The organism is Acinetobacter sp. UBA2581 (assembly GCF_002339435.1).
In the GTDB taxonomy this organism is placed as follows: domain Bacteria; phylum Pseudomonadota; class Gammaproteobacteria; order Pseudomonadales; family Moraxellaceae; genus Acinetobacter; species Acinetobacter variabilis.
On the sequence record NZ_DDLD01000072.1, the window covers coordinates 60,095 to 78,466 of the forward strand.

An 18,372-nucleotide genomic window follows, 5' to 3' on the forward strand; every position below is an offset into this window, starting at 1 on the left:
AGGTCGCAATTGTGGCTTTTTTATACGATTAATTTATTTATGTTCGAATTTATCAGAGAGAATAATTGTCATTACAATGTAATACTATTCATCTTTTAAATAAAATAAATCAAAAATTTAGCCTCTTATTAAGAGGCTAAATTGAAAGTGGAATTCTTATTTACTTATAGATCAACTTTTTTGTGCTCAGCATCCGGTTCCCCAGCTTCGCCAGTTACGCCACCTTTTAGTGCCTTAAATAGCTGAGTTACTTTATTATCGGTAACATTCCAGTATTCTGCACTTTCAGCTTCAGCAATCAGTACACGTACGCTAGGATCATCTTTACCTTCAAACCAGTTTTCTGCCCATGGATTCCATAATTTTTCAATCAAAATACGGTCAGTACTGATCTGTGCATTTGCGCTGATCGATACATAAATACCATCAGAAGGTTTAGCGAAAGACAGGCCAATCTGAGTGCGACCAGTAGTGGCAGCTTTCACCAGATCATTGGTATCACGCATGATGAAATACAAGTTTTGATCTTCATTCATTTGCTCAGAATTGAGCATGGTCATCGGCTGAGAATGAATTTCCTGACTTTCGGTTACATGGCTGATCATGGTGTAACGCACATCTTTGATTAGTTCCCATAATTTTTCACGATTATTATGCTGATTTTGTTCGTTCATCTATATGCTCCATACTATTTATTGAAAGCGAGGATAATTGCTATTCCTTAAGCAGCTTAATCATATTTGATAATGGATACAGAGGGTCTCACTGAACTGATACATTTTCCTACTGAATTGCAGGCAGCAGCTACAGAAGTGCTAAACAAGCGGAAGACAGTTACAGGGTGATAAAGGAATAGAAGAACGAGATTAGCCAGAAGATGTAATACGTGAATAAATTAAGTGGCATATAGATCAAGTTAAGTGCATTCATAATATGACCATTACATATTTATCAGGACATTATCAGCTTGATACGGAGCATTTAACTGATATGCTATTTGGCGCTAGTATTGCCAAGCCATTTATTGATTTGCTGTTTATGCGCAGAGAAGTTAATTTGCTTGAGATTTATCAACATATTGAAATTTCGGTAAATGCACTTTTTGTGGCACATGCTTCTTAAAAATCTTCGAAACAAGGAACGACGTTGTCTATATCGACTATGGATGCCATATCCCCAGAGTTTGAACTCACCGATGCTGAATTGCATTTATATAGCCGCCAGATTCTCTTAGACGGTTGGGATATTGAAGCCCAGGAAAAATTGAAATTTTCCAATGTCTGTATCGTGGGATGTGGCGGGATTGGTTGTGCCTTGGCAGAACTTCTGGCTAGAGCAGGTGTAGGCAAAATTACTCTGATTGATCCTGATACCATCGAGATGAGTAATCTGCAACGACAACTGGCATTTACGCCAAATGATTTAGGCTTTTATAAGGCAGAAATACTCGCAAAAAGGCTGGCTCAGATTAATCCGAATATTCAGATTGAATATATTAATCAAGCTTTAATGACTGAAAATGCAGAAAGTATTATTGAACATCAAGATCTGGTGCTGGATGGATGTGATCAGTTCGAGACACGTTATCTGGTCAATCAGAGCTGTGTAAAACTGAATATACCTTTAATCAGTGCTTCTGCGATTGGTTTGCAAGGACAACTGTTCATGATGGATGGGGATTCAGCTTGCTATGCCTGCCTGTTTCCACCTGAACATCAGGCTGATACCAGTTTGCGTTGCGCAGACTCAGGTGTCTTGGCGACTACGCCAAATGTGATGGCGAGTTTGCAAGCTCATCATGCTTTGCTTTATTTAGGCCTAGGTAAAATGCCACTTAGACAGAAACTTCTACTTTGGGATGGTCTGAGTTTTAAACAGCGCATTTTAAGTTTCGAAAAAGATACAGATTGCCCGGTCTGTCAGGCAAGATAGGCCTGCAAAATTTAATTTTTTTGCTACACTGCATGTAATTAATTTTTCCTAAGACATTATGAAAAAAAATATCTGGTTAGATGGAATACGTTCGGTTGCCCGTATGGGTGAAACCGCGGTAGTTGCGGCGAAGGCCGGCATTAAATATGCCACTGAAAAGCCAAGTAATGCCAAACTCATGCGTGAAACATTTGAGTCTTTAGGCTCAACCTATATCAAGCTCGGTCAGTTTATTGCCAGTACGCCGTCGCTGTTTCCACGTGAATATGTGGAAGAGTTTCAGGGTTGTCTGGATCAAACACCGACCTTGCCATTCAGCTATATTCAGGAAGTATTGGCATCAGAGTTTTCTGGTCGCAATCTGGATGAAATCTTTGCCTCAATTGAAGAAGCACCACTGGCTTCTGCTTCCATTGCACAGGTACATGCGGCTAAGCTGGTTTCTGGTGAAGATGTAGTTATTAAAGTACAAAAGCCGGGTGTGGAAACAATTCTATATACCGATTTAAATGTATTGCATTGGGCGACCAAACTGCTGGAAAAAGCAGTGCCGAAAGTAAAATTTGCCTCATTGGCCGATATTGTCGAAGAAATCAAAACCCGAATGGTGCGTGAAGTCGATTTCATCGAGGAAGCACAAAATCTGGATGATTTCGTCAATTATCTGAATATCACCAATAATAAAGCAGCAACTGCTCCTAAGGTTTATCATCAATATTCAACACGTCGTGTACTGACCATGCAACGTTTATATGGCGTGCCACTGACTGATTTTGAAGTTGTGAAAAAGGTCGCTAAAGACCCATCACAGGTTCTCATCACTGCAATGAACACCTGGTTTGGCAGTCTAATGATGTGTAACAGTTTCCATGCTGATTTACACGCGGGTAATCTGATGCTGCTTGAAGATGGTCGTGTGGGCTTTATTGATTTTGGTATTGTCGGCCAGCTTAAACCAGAAGTCTGGACAGCGTGTATGGCCTTTATGGATGCCTTGCAGCATACCAATTATACCCTGATGGCAGAAAACATGCTGAAAATGGGTATGACTGCAGTTGAGATTGATACCAAAGTGCTTGCGGCTGATCTTGAACGTTTATTTAGTGGTGTGATGTTAGCTGATCCTCAGGAATTGCTGACTTCAAGCCCAGCCGATCTTAACGATATCATGATGGATATGGTAGCAGTCGGTGAACGTCATGGCATTCGCTTCCCACGTGACTTTGCTTTATTGTTCAAGCAAATGCTGTATTTTGACCGTTTTATGCGAATTCTGGCGCCGTATACAGACATCTATGCAGATCAGCGTTTGCAGATGGTCCAGACCATGGACCCAAATTTACTGTTAAAGCATTAATTTAATCCCTCCCGACCTCCCTTTAATAAAGGGAGGCTTTCATTACAAAATAATTAGAAGTGATGAAAGTCCCTCTTTATTAAGAGGGATTTAGGGAGATTATTGGTAAATATTAAATTCCGAGTTTTAAAATGGACGCAATTATTATTGAAGGCTTAAAGGTCGATACAGTAGTCGGCTGCTTTACTTGGGAGCGTCAAATCATTCAGCCTTTAATGCTGGATCTCACTATTCGTACCAAATTAGAACAAGCGGCACAGTCAGATGAACTGGAAGATACTTTGAATTATGCCGAAATCTGTGAGATTTCAGCGCGGGTGATTCAGGTCGCCCAGCCAAAATTGATCGAACATGCAGCAAAACTGGTACTAGACGCGCTTTTTGCTACCTTTGAAAGTGTAGAATCGATTATGATTACGATCCGTAAGCCTGCCATTATCGCGCAAGCTAATTCTGTAGGGATACGTCTTGAACGCCACCGCAACGATATTCGCCCTAGCACTGGCGAGTAATTGTCATCCACAGCAACATTTTCAGGCTGCCCAGCAGCGGATCAGCGAGTTGGGGAAAGTTTGGTTTTCTCCAATTTACCTCATTCCATGTCGGGATAGTATCGGGGCAGATTACTGGAATGCGGCCTGTCTCCTATACAGTGAAGTTCCTGTTCAAGATATGACAGATTTATTAAAGCAAATGGAAACGGATTCGGGGCGGGTTCGGCCATCTCATCAGATTAGCCTGGATGTCGACCTGATTGCATGGGGAAATGATTTAAGTCAGATGGAATTTAATCCCAAAAAATTACCGCTTGCACTAGACGTAAAAATCCCGATGCATGACATCTGGTCTCATTCTGCATTTGAATATGATCGCCGTCTTCAATATCCACAAGTTAAAATTTAATCTGTATCTGAAATTAATCTAATGAATTTTTCAGTTTTATGTAAGTAGGGGATCTGTATTTGCCAAAAAACTGTTATTTACTTTTTCTTTTTATAAAAAATAACTAACAACACAATAATTGCGAATAGAATGCCAAGAATAATACCTGTTTCCATAAATTACCTCTAAATAATCATTTTTACTGCTAATTTTAAAAAAATAAAGAACAATAAATATATTTTAAATTTTAATTAATTTCCCATGAAGGTAATTATATTTTAACTTGGTTTTAAATAAAATTGGCTTTGTTGCACAAAGATTTGAAATGCAAAGCGCCCCTAATTGAGCCAAATTTAAGGCGTAACTTGGGTAAGTGGTCGACCTAATTCCGTAAATCTGTTAAGGACTGCTACACGTGCATGGATCTCATTCACTTGGCTATCAAAACTCCTTGCACTGAGTTTATCTCCTAATAATTTGATGCAATGCATCTTAGTTTCAACCAAACTTCGCCGATGATAGCCTGACCATTTTTTCCATAGTGTCCTGCCTAAACGTTTAATTGTTCGAAGTAATTCATTTCGCTCTAGCGAGCTACTCTTTGTATCTTTCCATGGTTTCGCATTTTTTCTAGGTGGAATCACCGCATGCGCTTGCCGATCTGCAATGACNNCTCATCTTGTGGAATCTGATCAAGTAAATCACCAAGCACCTGTGAATCACTGACATTATTGGTTGTAAGCTGAACTGCTCGTATTTGTAGGGTTTTAGCATCTATACCAATATGAAGTTTACGCCATTGGCGACGATATTCAGGTCCATGTTTCTTGCGCTTCCATTCGCCCTCACCTAGAAACTTCATGCCTGTAGAGTCCATGAGTAGATGCAGCCCATCGCTACTTTTTTGGTAGTTGATTACAATATCAATATGCTTTTGTCTTCTACAAAGCGTGGTGTAATCTGGAGCTATCCAATTTAATCCGCAAAGTTTAATCAGACTTTGCACAAAGCCAGTAACCATACGTAAAGACAGACGGAATAAGGATTTAATCATTAAGCAGCATTGGATGGCTGCGTCGGAGTAGGTTTGTGCAACAAAGCCCAGATAAAATAATGATAAATAAAAAATTTAAAAAAAGAGTTCTTAAAATATTTTTTCCTTAATTATTTTGATCACAATAAAGCCCTCAAAAATGAGGGCTTTATTTGATACTTAAATATAATAACTGGTTTTGGTCATTAACTTGGAAATGCCGGTCATGGCAATCTTGACGGGAAGCGGTAAATCTACGCCGCCCGCAGCCAAAGCTGTATCACGGTGATGCAGTTCATCTTCATTCATCTGTTCTAGAATGCGACGTGAGCGTTCATCCTGTGCTGGCAGCTGATTAATATGATGCTGTAAATGCATACTCACTTGGCGTTCGGTTTCTGCAACAAATCCAAGACTGTATCTGTCACCCGCAATGCCGGCAATTGCACCCATCCCAAAGGAAAGGCCGTACCAGACCGGATTGAGTAAACTGGTATGGCTATCCAGTTCTTGTAAGCGGTCTTCACACCAGGCCAGATGATCTTGCTCCTCAATTGCCGCCTGTTCCATTTCCCGACGTACATTTGGTAATTTCGCGGTTAATGCCTGTCCATGATAAAGCGCCTGTGCACAAACCTCACCACTATGATTCACACGCATTAAACCAGCCACATGACGGGCATCACTCACGGTAAGCTGGGTTTCAACCGGTTTGGCTGGATTTTCCCGTTGTGAGGAAGTCGTTCCTGGAACAAGACTGCGTAATGCCTGGTCAAAAGAATGAATAAGCTTATCGACACCTGTATATTGACGCATGAATTAATCCTCCAAAGGGGCTTTTGCGGTTTTGATCATCGGTTTCAATCTATAAAGCAGCCATAAAGTAAACAGGCCACTCAACACTGCAGTAATACAGAAAAGTATTTTAAGATCAAACTCTAGAACGCTTAAAATAATAATCGAGAATATAGCAGAAGATACCATGAAAACGGCATTCAGGATGTTATTTGCTGCAACTACACGTGCACGATGTGAGCGGGGAGAATGCGCTTGCATCATGGCATACAGCGGCACGATATAAAAACCGCCACTGATGCCCAGTAAAGTTACCGCCAGCATCACATGATAATAGCTCCAGCCTTGCTGGAATACATCTGCCAAGCCGAGTAACGTACCGGTACGTTCCGGAACAAAGGCAAGACTTGCTGCTAGATATAAGGCAAAAACCACGAGACCAATAGCACCAATCGGTACCATTTTAATATTGACCTCAGTACCGCCTAATCTGCGGCATAAATAAGAACCTAAACCGATCCCGACAGAGAAAAAGGTCAGTAGCAAACTGGCGACATTTTCAGAAGCATGTAGGTTTTGTAAGGTAAGCTGTGGAATCTGAGTAAGATAGGTTGCCCCATAAAACCAGTACCAGGAGTTACCCAGCAGAATTAAAAAAACCAGCGGTAAACTTTTGGCATATTTAATGGTCTGAAAGCTGGTCCGGAAAAAATTCCAGTCAATGTTGATTTCAGGCGCTGGAATGCTCTGCTTCAGAATATAACGACTGGAGAGATAGCCAATCACGGCGATACTTAACACCGTCAGGCTGATCCAGATCAGATTGCCTGTAGAAGCAGCAATGACTGCACCACCCAGAATCATACCGAATAAAATTGCTAATGAAGTGCCTGACTGGAACAGCGCGTTACCTGACATCAGTTCATCTGGTTTTAATACTTCAGGCAAAATGGCATATTTAATCGGGCCGAAAAAAGTGGATTGAGTGCCCATTAAAAACAGGGCGAACAATAGCATCCATAAATGACCGAGCAGGAAGCCAATGGTGCCCAGAATCATGATCACAATTTCAAAAATCTTTAAATAGCGAATCAGCTGGGAACGTTCATATTTATCTGCAATCTGGCCTGCCGTCGCAGAGAAAATAAAATAAGGCAAAATGAACAATAGTGCAGCAAGGTTATTTAAGGTGCTAATACTGGCTGATTGTTGCTGAATCCAGCCATAGGTAATCACCAATAATAATGCCTGTTTAAAAACATTATCATTCAGTGCACCAAAAAACTGGGTTAGGAACATGGGTAAAAAGCGGCGGCTCGCTAACAAATGTTCATTGTTGTTCATATAAGACGTGCTACATTAAGATTTATTAAGAAATGTGAGATATACGTAAACATTGAGAAAAATCATGTAAGATACTTTCGTCCATGTAAAGGCAAAACCCAATAATTTAAGTTCTTTAGCTTATCTTTTTCGGTCAAATAATCAATTAAAGAATGTATTCGTTTAGAGTTTGCTATGCCCGCAAAGAGAAAATTTAAACAAACGATGCTAAATCGTAGTATGGGGTCTCTCGTACCGTATCATGGCCGAGCCAGGCTATGTATGAGTATATTTTTCATGATGTTATCGCATCAGGGCATGGCACAAACCGAGCAGACGGAAACTCCGGTAGCACTATCTCAGGCAGAAATGATCGAAGAGTTATCCCAGGAAGCCGTACGACAAGGGGTAGCTACGACCGAAGCTGAAGCAACAGAAAAAGTTGAAGAAGCTTTAGAACTTGAAACTTCGACTGTAGATAGTATGCAAATGCTGAAAGAACAGCAGACTATGGGAACGTCTCTGGGTGAATTTCAGCCAATTGAGTTTGATGATTTAGAAAGTCTGCCGGTGCAAACGATTGACCAGAGTATGGCCAATGAGATTTATCAGGTTGCGGAAGAAGCGAAACGCGAGGCGCAAGCCTATCGCCAGACCGCGCAAACTGAAACAGTAGTCAATGATATGAGTCAGCAGGAACTAGTTGAAATCAATCAGGCACCTGTGAATGTTGATCAGCTTATGCAGTCCATTCAGGCCGATAGCCAGATTATTGTCCAAAGAAATGAGTCGGGTGCGACCTTATCCGAGTTGCCTGCACCAACGACGCCTGAAAATGATAAACGCCCTAATATTTTCAAGCGACTGTTTTATAAAATACGTCCACCTCGCCAGATTATGACCGCCAGTTTGCCTCGGATCAGTGCAGATGTGGTCATTGTGAATGGAAATGGCACTGCACAAAGCAATGGCGGATTGAATCGTAAAGCTCAGTCAGAAGGTTATACGAATCTCAGAAATAATGTAAAAGCTAAACTTTCTAGCTTTACCCAGGAATCCTTTGAAGATTTTTCATCTGCATTACCGCAACTCCGTAATCTGTCCAATCAGGCTGCCCAAGCTGTAGGTTATTACAATGCCCAGTTCAGATTTGAAAAATTATCAGATAGCCGGGTCAGAGTTTATGTAACCCCGAATGAGCCGGTCATTATCAATACCCATAATATTGAGTTTAGTGGGCCAGGTGGTGAACAGCCGCAGTTCCAGGTTATTAGTCTTCTACCTGAACAGGAAGAAGGTGATATCTTTAACCATGGGGATTATGAAAAAAACAAGGACCGGATTAATACCGCAGCCAGCAACAATGGTTATTTTGATGCTTACTGGCGCTTGCATGATGTGCGCATTGCCCAACCCGAAAATACAGCCGATGTGAATCTGCGCTTTGAAACAGGTGAGCGTTATAAACTGGGTAATGTAGAGTTCAGGATGAGTGATCCTGAAAAAGAATTTCCACTGAATCGTGATGTACTGGAAAGTCTGGTCACCTGGGAAGATGGTGCTGACTACACCTTCTGGCGTGTGAATAGCTTGGCCAACAACCTGACGAACTCACGTTATTTTAACTATACGCTGGTGGATACAATTCGTCCTGATCCTATTGATCGAGAGCTGGAACTGGCACCGGATATTCAGAGTCTGATAGAAGAACAGAAGTTTTCAGAAGATGAAATAGGTGTGGCCAAGAAAGCTGCACCGGCATCCAATCAGGAAGTTACACAGGATGTGGTGGATGAAGATCAGTTCGCCGGTAGTCGTGATGCAGAAAATCCAAACTTAAGAACTTTGCGGGTTCAGCAGCAGACCAAAGAAGACGAAGAAGAACGTTTAAAGGCTCAGGCTCGTGAAGAGAAAAAAATTCCGGTGATTGTGACACTGAATGCAGACCGTCTTAACAGTGCCGAAGTCGGTCTGGGTTATGGTACGGATACCGGAACACGCTTACGTGGACAATATCGCCGTGCGATCGTAAACAAACGTGGTCACTCATTTGATGCCAACCTTGAATTGTCACAAATCCGTCAGTCAATTGATGGCCGTTATAATATTCCATACAACCATCCACTTAATGACTATATCAGTATCGTGGGTGGTTATGAACGTGAAGAACGTGATGGTGTGGCCCAAGGTGATGGCCTGTTAATTGAATCCGCGGTACTTGGTGCTGACCGGATTATTAAAAATCCGCGTGCTAATTGGCAACAAACTTACGGTCTACGTTACCGTCTGGATCGTCTGACGCAGGATGGTTCGGTTGATTTTAGCCAGATTCCGGAAGCATTCAGATTCAATACTGAAGATGAACAGCAGTCTTTACTGGTGGGTTATGAAGTTTCCCGTACTGATAGTGATCGCCGCGTGAACCCGACCAAGGGCTTTAAGCAAACCTATAAAGTCGAATTGGGCAGTGAAGCTCTATTGTCTGATGCCGATATGGCGATTGTGAATGCAGGCTGGCGTTTTATCTATTCACTGGGTGAAAATGCCGATCATCAGTTTGTTGGACGCGCGGATCTGGGTTATATCTTTACTGAAGATTTTGCCAAAGTACCTTATAACCTGCGCTATTTTAGTGGCGGTGATCAAAGTATCCGTGGTTTTGACTATAAGAGTCTTTCTCCAGAAATTGAAGGCTTTAAAGTGGGCGGACAGGCTTTGGGTGTGGCTTCACTGGAGTATAATTATCAGTTCAGGGAGGGCTGGCGCGCTGCAGTATTTGCGGATGCCGGAAATGCCTATAATGAGGATTTTAGTAATCCGACAGAATATGGTGCGGGGTTGGGGATTCGTTGGGCTTCACCGATTGGCCCAATTCGTTTAGATGTGGCGACCGGACTGTCGGATGACAATTATCCGATTCGTTTGCACTTCTTTATTGGCTCGCAGTTATAAAACATTTATTAATTAAAAAATAGTTATTTGGGTAGATCATGGTCGAAAACCAACCACAGCCAGAACAAGAGCAACAACCTGAAGTTGTGCCGAAAAAGCGCCGTATATTTAGAAGTATTCTATTGTCGGCCCTTTTTTCTCTTATTTTTCTGCTGTCTGTACTGGCGATCCTGTTTTCTACCGATAAAGGCAGTAAATTCCTGCTCGATCAGGTGATGCAGCGCCAGGAAATCATTCATTATGAATATGAAGGTGGGAACCTGTGGCGCGGGATTATCCTGAAAAATGTTCTGGTTACCCTGAAACCGGTCGATGTCAAAATTGACCGTGCTGATGTCAAGCTGGGTTGGCGGGCGATTATCAAAAAAGAAATTCATCTGACTGAAGCAGATGTACTGAATTTACAGATTATTAATAAAAATCCGCCAAGTGATGAGCCATTCAAGTTCAATGCAATTCGTTTACCGTTTGTATTGCGGGTTGATCATTTACTTCTCGATCACTTGGTGATTAAGACTCAGACCAATGCAGTTGATTTTTATAATATTGAACTGAATGAAGCATTATGGTCAGGTACCGAGCTGAATTTCGAAGATTCCCGCATGGACATGGGCTATCTGTCGGTACGTGAAGCTACTGGGAAAATGCAGTTTGAAGGTAAATATCCACTAGATGCACGCGGTATTCTAAATCTGCCTTCACTCAGAGAAAGCTTGAATATTCATGATATTCAAGTACGTGCTAGAGGCACACTGGATACCATTCAGGCCGGGGTCGCGACCAACACGCCAGATTTGCTGACAGGCTGGGCAGTTCTGCACCCGATGCGTCCTAATGTACCCATGCGTGGTGAACTCCAGTTCAAGCAATATCACTGGCCAATCCTGACAGAGCAAAAACTGTTTACGAAAGATGGTGTGGCTGAGTTTAATGGGAATACCAAGCGCCTGGATCTGAATGTCCGCACTGATATTGAAGGTGAAAATATCCCGGATGGGCAATATACCGCAGTGATGTACACCGATCTGGTCAATCAGCTCAATATTACTGATCTAAATGGTCAGCTGATGAAAGGTTCGGTAAGCCTGGCAGGTACTGTAGGCTGGGCTGATCAGGTGGATTGGGATCTGACAGGTCGCATGAATGGGATTGATCCGAAACATCAGCGAATTCCACAGGTGGTGCAGGACTTTCTGCCACCAAGTCTGGACGGTAATATTGCCTCTACCGGTAATCTGGAAAATGGCCTACATTTAACAGGACTGGTGGATTTTGACCGCTATGAAACCTGGAATATCAAGCTGGATCAGAAGCCGGTTAAAGACAATAAAGCTCAACCGATGTTACTGGATGTAGCCTGGAAAAATATTGACCGTGCTGTGCCTTATATCGGCTGGTTAAAAAGTGAATCAGGAGATGTCGATCTGGTACTGGTCGAAGGCCAGCAAAATATCCATGTCGCTACCCAGGTTGCTCAGCATGAAGAAGGACTGTTACCTACAGGAATGTATCAGGCACAACTAAACCTGAAAAATAATATTCTGAATGTTCCAAGTTTTAAATATAGTGGAAATGGACAGGCCGGCAGTCTAACAGGTAATGCACGGGTTGAACTGCCAGAAGAAAAACGTCAGCTCAAATGGTCCGCAGTATTAAATGCCCAGAACCTGAATACTCAAACTCTGGCTGCAGCTTCACCAATTGACCGCTTGAATGGTCGGGTAAAAGCCAGTGGTTATGCACGCCCGAATCAGCAAATTATTAATCTTAGCGGTGTAGATCTGACCGGACGACTGGCTGCGCAAAATGAAACCGTTCATCTGACAGGTAATAGTAATATTGCCTTGTTGTTCCATGATGAAAAAGTAGGTGGCGGATTCAAAAGTTATGCGGTCAATTATGATGGTGCATTAAGTGCCAGCCAGATTAAGGCCAGTCAGGGATTGTTGAAACTGCGCTTGTCAGGTACGCCTGATATGCTCAATATCAAGGAACTGCGTCATGATGGAGTCGCTGGAAAAATTAATGCCAATGGTCAGGTGAACTTGGCAAATGGTATTGGCTGGAATGTAAATGCCTCTCTGGTGCGTTTCAAACCTCAGTATTTTAATGCCAAGCTTAAAGGTGAATTGTCTGGCAATCTGCAAACCCAAGGTGTCTGGTCGGATGCAGTGAAGCGTGTCCAGATTCAACGCTTAAATCTGGCCGGTATATTGAATAATAAACCGGTACGCGGTAAGGGTAATCTGGCTGTATTGATTGACTCCAAGCAGCGTGGTTTTGTACCGCAGCAGTTTGAAGCCAATAACCTGTTCCTGTCTTATGCCAGCAACCAGATACAGGCCACAGGTAATGCACAAAATCTGCAACTTAAAGTGAATGCGCCGGCATTATATGAGCTTTATCCGGGATTAAGAGGCCGGGTACAAGGCTATATTAATATGCAGGCACAACCGCGTTTACAAGCGACTGCGAATCTGGCAGTGGACAATTTTGCCTTCAAGAACCTGTTTAGCGTAGACAAGATTCGGGTACGTGGCCAGTTACCGACTTCACAAACCACACCGACTTTATTGACTGCGACCATGGATCAGTTGCGTAGTGGCAATAGACAGATTGTACGCGGTGAAGTGTCACTTGCTGGAACGCGCGCCGCGCATGTGCTACAAGTTCAGGCTGAAAATAAGCTGTCTAAATTCTTTGTTCAGCTCGCAGGTGGTTTTAATGCACAAAATAACTGGTTAGGCCAGATCCAGCGCGGTGATTTCGACTCACTGCGTACTCATCTGGTGCAGCGTCAAAATGCAGCTGTAATTTATAACACTGCACAGTCGGATCTGTTTGTTGGCGCTCATTGCTGGATGAGTCAGCAAAGTCAACTTTGCTTTGACCAGCCAATTCGAGTCAATAAAACTCGAGGTAGTGCTTCATTTATTACCCGTAACCTGGATTTGGCTGACTTTAGTGCCTTCCTGCCAGAAGGCATAGCATTAACCGGTAAAGTGAATGGTTATGCCAAGGCAGCTTGGGCACAAGGTGCTAAACCGAAAATTGATGCTCGTCTGGTAACCCGCAATGGGGTGATCGGCTTATCTTCTGATGATCCGGAATATTTAGGCTCGACTTTAAAATATGATGAAGTGGGGCTAGTCGCAAAAAGCGTGGCCGCTGGATTACAGATTCGTCTGGATGTGAAAACGCCGGATATTGGTACAGGCTATGCCAATGTAATTATTGATCCATATCGTGACAATAAACCAATGCGTGGCGAGATTGCCTTTAACCAGGTTCAGCTGAAGGTCTTTAAGCCATTCATTCAGGATGTGCGTAATCTGGATGGTACCCTGTCGTATGCAGGTAAAATTAGCGGAACGTTAACCGATCCATTACTTGAAGGTGAAATTCGGGTTAAGGACGGGGCGATCAGCATGATTTCATTACCAGTCAATCTAACCAATGTGCAGCTCTATTCATCAGTCCGTCAAAATACCGCGACTATTAATGGTGCATTTAATAGTGGTCGTGGTGCTGGTAAATTAACTGGTTCTGTAGACTGGAAAGGTGATCCTCGCGTACAGCTTAAACTTCAGGGCGAAAATCTGCTGATTCGCCAGGCACCGCTGATTACTGCGGTGGTTACGCCTGATCTGACCCTGGATATGTATCCGTTCAATAAAAAATTGAGCTTGAGTGGTAAGGTCGATGTTCCTCGTGCATTGATTTCTATGCCTGAAGCGTCTGAACCTGTTGTGGGCTTGTCTTCTGACGTACGCGTAGTACGTGAGGGAGATGACCAGCTCGCCATTCTGAAAGCGGCACGTCCATGGGATATTCGCGCAGATGTTGCAGTGTCGTTAGGAAATCAGGTGATCTTCCAGGGCTTTGACAGCCGTATTCCACTCTTAGGTCGTGTCAATCTGACACAACGTGGTCTGGAATCTGCGATGCGTGCCAATGGTGCGATCGGGGTATCACAACGGGTGAAAATTGAAGCTTATGGACAAAGTCTGGATCTGAACCGTGCAATTGCACGTTTCAATGGCCCGTTGTCGAATCCAACCCTGGATATTGATGCCAATAAATCCATTCAAGGTAGCACGGTGGGTGTACGTGTCACTGGTACAGCCTCAAGTCCTGCCATTCAAATTTATAATGATGCTGGCCTGTCTGAACAAGAAGCGTTGAATGCTCTGATTACTGGTCGTATTAATGAAGGGGCTTCAGGCTTGAGTCAGGCAGAAGGTTTCAGATCTGATGTAAATAACACCATTGCAGCCGCAGGGATCAGTCTGGGCTTAGGCGGTACGCGTGCCTTGACCAACCAGATTGGCCGCAGCTTTGGCTTGAGCGGTCTGGCACTGGATGCACAGGGAACCGGGGATGATACTCAGGTGTCTGTAACCGGTTATATTACGCCAGACTTATATATCCGTTATGGGGTTGGCGTATTTACCCCAGTAAACAAGTTGACTTTACGTTATCAAATGAATCAGCGTTTATATCTGGAAGCCAGTCAGTCTTTAGAACGTGCAATTGACTTATTCTATAACTGGCGGTTCTAAGCTAATAAAAAGCCCTCTAAATGAGGGCTTTTTTATAGGCAAGAGATTTTAAAATAGCCTAAGCATTTAAATCATCAAGCTATACTGATTTAAGGTATTCAATAAAATTAATCCTTAAAGGTCTCGTTCAGTGCATTCTGAACGGCTTCCACTCGGGATTTACAGGCTTTATACGCCTGCATAGACTCTTCGACGATTTTCATCAAATTATCAATATCTGGTTCTTGCTGAGATTCAAGTAATTCAGCATTCTTTTTCAAGATGTCATAGCCTTCCTGAAAGCTCAAAGTATCATGACTCATGGGGAGTTACCTGCGTAAGTTGTGCTGAAAATAGGCCATCGTGTAATTCAACTTGAACGGGTTGTTGCACATCAATTTGATGAATTGAACGAACTACGTGTTCTTGCTGGCGCACAATGGCATAGCCTTTGGACAAAACATGTTTGGGATTTTGCAGTAGTGTTTCCCGCATCAGGGCATCTAGCTGCTGATTAATTAGTTGGGTCTGTTGCTGGGCAAGGTTAGAAGTATTGGACTTGAGCTGCTCTAAACGTTGCAAGGCATTCACAATCTGGTGATTGGCCAGATTTTGGATTAGTTTTAAATATTGCTCATTCTGGTTTTGATAAGCCTGAATTTGCTGTTGAGAAAGTCGCTGGATGCTTTGCAGGTTATTTATAACTTCTTGCGTCAGCTCGACGACATGACTGCGAATTCCAGCAATCACCTTGCTCGGTGTGTCGAAAGAACGATGAGCGATTTCATCCAGAATCGTCCGATCTTTTTCATGACCAATACCAACCCAAACGGGAACTGAACGTTTGCAGAGCAGGGCAGCCAGCGCATAGTCATTCAAATACGCCAGATCATTGACTGCACCACCGCCACGAATGATCACGATCAGATCAGGCGCGTGATGATACGCTTGTGCCCACTGCTTTAAAGCTTGTGCCAAGCTTTGCATGATGCTTTGCGGTGCCGTATTTCCCTGAAAGGTCGCACTGTGATAGATAAATTCGCATACCTGAGCTTTTTGTAAAGCATCAGCATCTTTCTTGAAATCGCCCAGACCGGCAGCCTTTTCTGGAGCAATCACCAGAATCCGGTTTAGGTCAAAAGGTGTAGGGAGATTTTTATTGCGATTAATCAGACCTTCGGTTGTCAGTCTTTCTACAATCTGCTGATAACGTCGGGCTATATCTCCCAAGGTATATCCAGAATCAATCTCTACAATATTTAGGGAAAACCCATATTGCGGATCAAAGCTGGCTTTGACTTTGATTAAAACTTTAAGATCCCGGCTTAGTTCAATACCACTTTCACGTTCAAATTGCGTCACAATTTTCTGCGCAGCAAACTTCCAGATTGTGGCCCGGCAACTGGCAATGACCTGATCATTGTCAGGATCTTTTTCTGCCAGTTCTAGATAATAATGGCCAGCTTTAATATTTAAATTACGAATCTCGGCTTTGACCCACACCGGTGTATCGAAAGTGATTTTTACCACTTCATGAACCGTAGAAAGGTATTCTTTTAAAGAAAGCTGGAGATCGTCTTGCATGCTGAGATAAAGTTTAAAATTCAATCAAATATTAAAGCAATATGGCCGCTAGTACAAACATCAAGCTTCGTGCATAAAAAAGGCAAGGACAAAGAAGCTGGGCAATAATTAATTTAATAATCTAAAAACAAAATATTAGAATAATACTTGGTTGATAAAGGGTAATAAACACTTTGTATAACAATGTAATGACATTGTCATCTTTAAGCCATTCCAATAGTTAACTAAAACTAAATTTTGGCTATTCGAAAAAAGAAACCACTTTTGAAGGTTGATTATTGGTTAAAGTAAATCATAGGAAATAGTGAGAACTTAAATGGGATTAAACCTAATGATATTAAGAAATGATCCTGCCGCTTTTTACAGAATTACAAACACTCAAGCCTTTTCAGATCTGACGCTATAAGTGGAATATGCTACATTAAAGGTGAATTCCTTTAGAAGAATACCGCTCATGAAAAAAATAATTTTATCTGGTTTGTCCGGATTATTTGCATCCATCCTCCTTGCTGGCTGTAGTACGACCCAGTCGACTGACTCAAACTCAGCGTCATTAGGAACAGCGAATCCAGCGAGTGTTTATTGTATTAATCAGGGTGGAAAGCTGGAAATCCGTAATGAAACTAATGGGCAAGTGGGCTATTGTCATTTAAAAAATGGGCAAGTGGTCGAAGAATGGGAATATTTCCGAGCAAACCAGCCTAAATGTATCGCTGATCAGGCAGCTGCGCTGGTTGGCCAATCCAATTTAACTGAAGCAAAAATCAAAGAGAAAACCAAAGCTCAAATGGTACGCATGGTTGCACCTGGCCAGCCTGTCACTATGGATTATCGTGAAGAGCGCGTGACGGTCACTGTAGATCCAGCCACTAAGAAAGTAGTTCAGGCCAGCTGTGGTTAAGATATGAAATGCTACTTTCGAGCAGGCAGTATCAATAAGAATAGAGAGAAATTTCATTTTAAATGACAAATCTGTGCTGATCTCTTATAGTGCCTCTCGGAAGGAGAAATTCATGAAAAAGTTATTTGCTTTATCCCTGATGGTTGCTCTGGTCGGCTGTGCAGAGAAAAAACCTTTAACCCCTGAAGAGCAGTGGCATGGCTATTGTCGTAGTGTGGGGAATGCTGCACGGACCATTATGCTGGATCGTCAGAATGCGATCGAGAAAGAAAAGGCTGTTGAGCATGCCAACAAGATCGATGATGACATCACTCGCAGTTTTATCCTGAATATTATCGATGAAGTCTATGCACTTCCGGAACAGGAAATTAAGACCGATGTAGATGCAGCCCGTGAGAAAGTCCGCGCTGAATTTACTGAAAAATGTATCGCCACACCGCATGATAAAATGCCAGATTACAAACCGTTCTAAGGAACGGTTTTTTTATATTTGAATGAAGCAAACTAAGGAATCTTCATTCAAATTAAATAGTGGTTTATAGATATAAGAATATTCTTCTAATAATAAAAATAGCCTAAGCAATATTAAATATAATTTGTGACAATTGCTAAATCTAAAATATAGAAATGCTTATCTTTATATTGAATAATGAATTTAACTCCAAAGCCTTTAGGAGAACAATAATATGGACGTCGTGAAATATTTATATCACTCAGATCTGCTGTTAGAAGATGAAAAAGGATTGGCGATTATCGGTAGCGGACGCTATGTTCTGAGTGTAGGAGACAAGGTCGTGATTAAGCAGATCTTGGTGCAGGACAAAAAACGCTGTTTGGTCGAGATTTCCTTTGCCAGCAACAATCACAGTCAGACCTATGAAGATCAATGTGAATTAAAATTTGAGGGTTGTCGGGACGCTTTTCAGCAATATTTGAACTCGACGACAGTCCACTAAGGTGGAGTATCTTTTTCTAAGTAAATTAGGCAACATCGATGTTGCCTTTTTTATGCGTCGAATTTGGTTAAAAGTTGCCATATCTGTACTTAAATAGGACTTACGCACTATTATTT

The 18,372-nt window shown here is 42.3% G+C and carries 15 protein-coding genes and 1 pseudogene; 10 read left to right on the forward strand and 6 right to left on the reverse strand.

Features of this window, described 5'->3' with window-relative positions:
- Positions 1–164: 164 nt before the first annotated feature.
- Positions 165–674 (reverse strand): pyridoxamine 5'-phosphate oxidase family protein, encoded by a 510-nt coding sequence (locus B3Q46_RS08820; RefSeq protein WP_034704527.1) that lies wholly within the window; start codon positions 672–674, stop codon positions 165–167.
- A 259-nt stretch (positions 675–933) separates the two neighbouring features.
- Here B3Q46_RS08820 and B3Q46_RS08825 point away from each other — a divergent pair, with 259 nt between their 5' ends.
- The 5 genes from B3Q46_RS08825 (at position 934) to B3Q46_RS08845 (ending at position 4,192) form a co-directional block, all read left to right on the forward strand.
- Positions 934–1,122 (forward strand): hypothetical protein, encoded by a 189-nt coding sequence (locus B3Q46_RS08825; protein WP_005235980.1) that lies wholly within the window; start codon positions 934–936, stop codon positions 1,120–1,122.
- A gap of 39 nt (positions 1,123–1,161) precedes the next feature.
- Complete coding sequence (locus B3Q46_RS08830; protein ID WP_034580997.1) at positions 1,162–1,932, forward strand: HesA/MoeB/ThiF family protein; 771 nt, start codon at positions 1,162–1,164, stop codon at positions 1,930–1,932.
- A 58-nt stretch (positions 1,933–1,990) separates the two neighbouring features.
- The gene (locus B3Q46_RS08835; protein WP_005235976.1) at positions 1,991–3,289 is read left to right on the forward strand and encodes an ABC1 kinase family protein; all 1,299 of its coding nucleotides are present in this window, start codon (positions 1,991–1,993) and stop codon (positions 3,287–3,289) included.
- A 131-nt stretch (positions 3,290–3,420) separates the two neighbouring features.
- The gene (gene folB, locus B3Q46_RS08840; protein WP_005235974.1) at positions 3,421–3,801 is read left to right on the forward strand and encodes a dihydroneopterin aldolase; all 381 of its coding nucleotides are present in this window, start codon (positions 3,421–3,423) and stop codon (positions 3,799–3,801) included.
- Positions 3,758–4,192 (forward strand): 2-amino-4-hydroxy-6-hydroxymethyldihydropteridine diphosphokinase, encoded by a 435-nt coding sequence (locus tag B3Q46_RS08845; RefSeq protein WP_005235972.1) that lies wholly within the window; start codon positions 3,758–3,760, stop codon positions 4,190–4,192. Before folB ends, B3Q46_RS08845 begins: the two co-directional genes overlap by 44 nt.
- A 332-nt stretch (positions 4,193–4,524) precedes the next feature.
- On the opposite strand, the pseudogene B3Q46_RS08850 reads toward B3Q46_RS08845, so the two are convergent.
- The 3 genes and pseudogenes from B3Q46_RS08850 to B3Q46_RS08860 form a co-directional block, all read right to left on the reverse strand.
- A pseudogene (locus B3Q46_RS08850) lies at positions 4,525–5,261 on the reverse strand (IS5 family transposase); the annotation flags it as partial.
- Positions 5,262–5,384: 123 nt separating this feature from the next.
- Positions 5,385–6,020 carry a 2-polyprenyl-3-methyl-6-methoxy-1,4-benzoquinone monooxygenase gene (gene coq7 / locus B3Q46_RS08855; RefSeq protein WP_005235962.1) on the reverse strand — a complete coding sequence of 212 codons (636 nt, stop codon included), beginning with the start codon at positions 6,018–6,020 and terminating at the stop codon, positions 5,385–5,387.
- A gap of 3 nt (positions 6,021–6,023) precedes the next feature.
- On the reverse strand, positions 6,024–7,343 hold the full coding sequence (locus tag B3Q46_RS08860; protein ID WP_005235961.1) for an MFS transporter: 1,320 nt from the start codon (positions 7,341–7,343) through the stop codon (positions 6,024–6,026).
- A gap of 174 nt (positions 7,344–7,517) precedes the next feature.
- On the opposite strand from B3Q46_RS08860, the gene B3Q46_RS08865 reads away from it, so the two are divergent.
- Complete coding sequence (locus B3Q46_RS08865; RefSeq protein ID WP_005235959.1) at positions 7,518–10,274, forward strand: autotransporter assembly complex protein TamA; 2,757 nt, start codon at positions 7,518–7,520, stop codon at positions 10,272–10,274.
- 38 nt (positions 10,275–10,312) lie between these two features.
- Positions 10,313–14,836: a translocation/assembly module TamB domain-containing protein gene (locus B3Q46_RS08870; RefSeq protein WP_005235958.1), complete on the forward strand. Its 4,524-nt coding sequence runs from the start codon at positions 10,313–10,315 to the stop codon at positions 14,834–14,836.
- 107 nt (positions 14,837–14,943) lie between these two features.
- On the opposite strand, the gene xseB is transcribed toward B3Q46_RS08870, so the two are convergent.
- On the reverse strand, positions 14,944–15,138 hold the full coding sequence (gene xseB / locus B3Q46_RS08875) for an exodeoxyribonuclease VII small subunit (RefSeq protein ID WP_005235956.1): 195 nt from the start codon (positions 15,136–15,138) through the stop codon (positions 14,944–14,946).
- A complete protein-coding gene (xseA, locus tag B3Q46_RS08880; protein ID WP_005235954.1) occupies positions 15,128–16,399 on the reverse strand; it encodes an exodeoxyribonuclease VII large subunit in 1,272 nt (423 codons plus the stop codon). The genes xseB and xseA overlap by 11 nt, the downstream gene beginning before the upstream one ends.
- Positions 16,400–16,853: 454 nt before the next feature.
- On the opposite strand from xseA, the gene B3Q46_RS08885 reads away from it, so the two are divergent.
- From B3Q46_RS08885 to B3Q46_RS08895, 3 genes are all read left to right on the forward strand, one after another.
- A complete protein-coding gene (locus tag B3Q46_RS08885) occupies positions 16,854–17,300 on the forward strand; it encodes an I78 family peptidase inhibitor (RefSeq protein WP_005235951.1) in 447 nt (148 codons plus the stop codon).
- 112 nt (positions 17,301–17,412) lie between these two features.
- Positions 17,413–17,772 (forward strand): hypothetical protein, encoded by a 360-nt coding sequence (locus B3Q46_RS08890; RefSeq protein ID WP_005235949.1) that lies wholly within the window; start codon positions 17,413–17,415, stop codon positions 17,770–17,772.
- 214 nt (positions 17,773–17,986) lie between these two features.
- On the forward strand, positions 17,987–18,256 hold the full coding sequence (locus B3Q46_RS08895; RefSeq protein WP_005235947.1) for a hypothetical protein: 270 nt from the start codon (positions 17,987–17,989) through the stop codon (positions 18,254–18,256).
- The last annotated feature ends 116 nt before the right edge of the window (positions 18,257–18,372 follow it).

Coding starts and splice junctions, on each gene's coding strand:
- folB (WP_005235974.1), top strand. CDS start 3,421: ATGGACGCAATTATTATTGAAGGCTTAAAGGTCGATACAGTAGTCGGC.
- B3Q46_RS08895 (WP_005235947.1), top strand. CDS start 17,987: ATGGACGTCGTGAAATATTTATATCACTCAGATCTGCTGTTAGAAGAT.
- B3Q46_RS08885 (WP_005235951.1), top strand. CDS start 16,854: ATGAAAAAAATAATTTTATCTGGTTTGTCCGGATTATTTGCATCCATC.
- B3Q46_RS08865 (WP_005235959.1), top strand. CDS start 7,518: ATGCCCGCAAAGAGAAAATTTAAACAAACGATGCTAAATCGTAGTATG.
- B3Q46_RS08860 (WP_005235961.1), bottom strand. CDS start 7,343: ATGAACAACAATGAACATTTGTTAGCGAGCCGCCGCTTTTTACCCATG.
- B3Q46_RS08825 (WP_005235980.1), top strand. CDS start 934: ATGACCATTACATATTTATCAGGACATTATCAGCTTGATACGGAGCAT.
- B3Q46_RS08835 (WP_005235976.1), top strand. CDS start 1,991: ATGAAAAAAAATATCTGGTTAGATGGAATACGTTCGGTTGCCCGTATG.
- xseA (WP_005235954.1), bottom strand. CDS start 16,399: ATGCAAGACGATCTCCAGCTTTCTTTAAAAGAATACCTTTCTACGGTT.
- B3Q46_RS08820 (WP_034704527.1), bottom strand. CDS start 674: ATGAACGAACAAAATCAGCATAATAATCGTGAAAAATTATGGGAACTA.
- B3Q46_RS08870 (WP_005235958.1), top strand. CDS start 10,313: ATGGTCGAAAACCAACCACAGCCAGAACAAGAGCAACAACCTGAAGTT.
- coq7 (WP_005235962.1), bottom strand. CDS start 6,020: ATGCGTCAATATACAGGTGTCGATAAGCTTATTCATTCTTTTGACCAG.
- B3Q46_RS08830 (WP_034580997.1), top strand. CDS start 1,162: ATGGATGCCATATCCCCAGAGTTTGAACTCACCGATGCTGAATTGCAT.
- xseB (WP_005235956.1), bottom strand. CDS start 15,138: ATGAGTCATGATACTTTGAGCTTTCAGGAAGGCTATGACATCTTGAAA.
- B3Q46_RS08890 (WP_005235949.1), top strand. CDS start 17,413: ATGAAAAAGTTATTTGCTTTATCCCTGATGGTTGCTCTGGTCGGCTGT.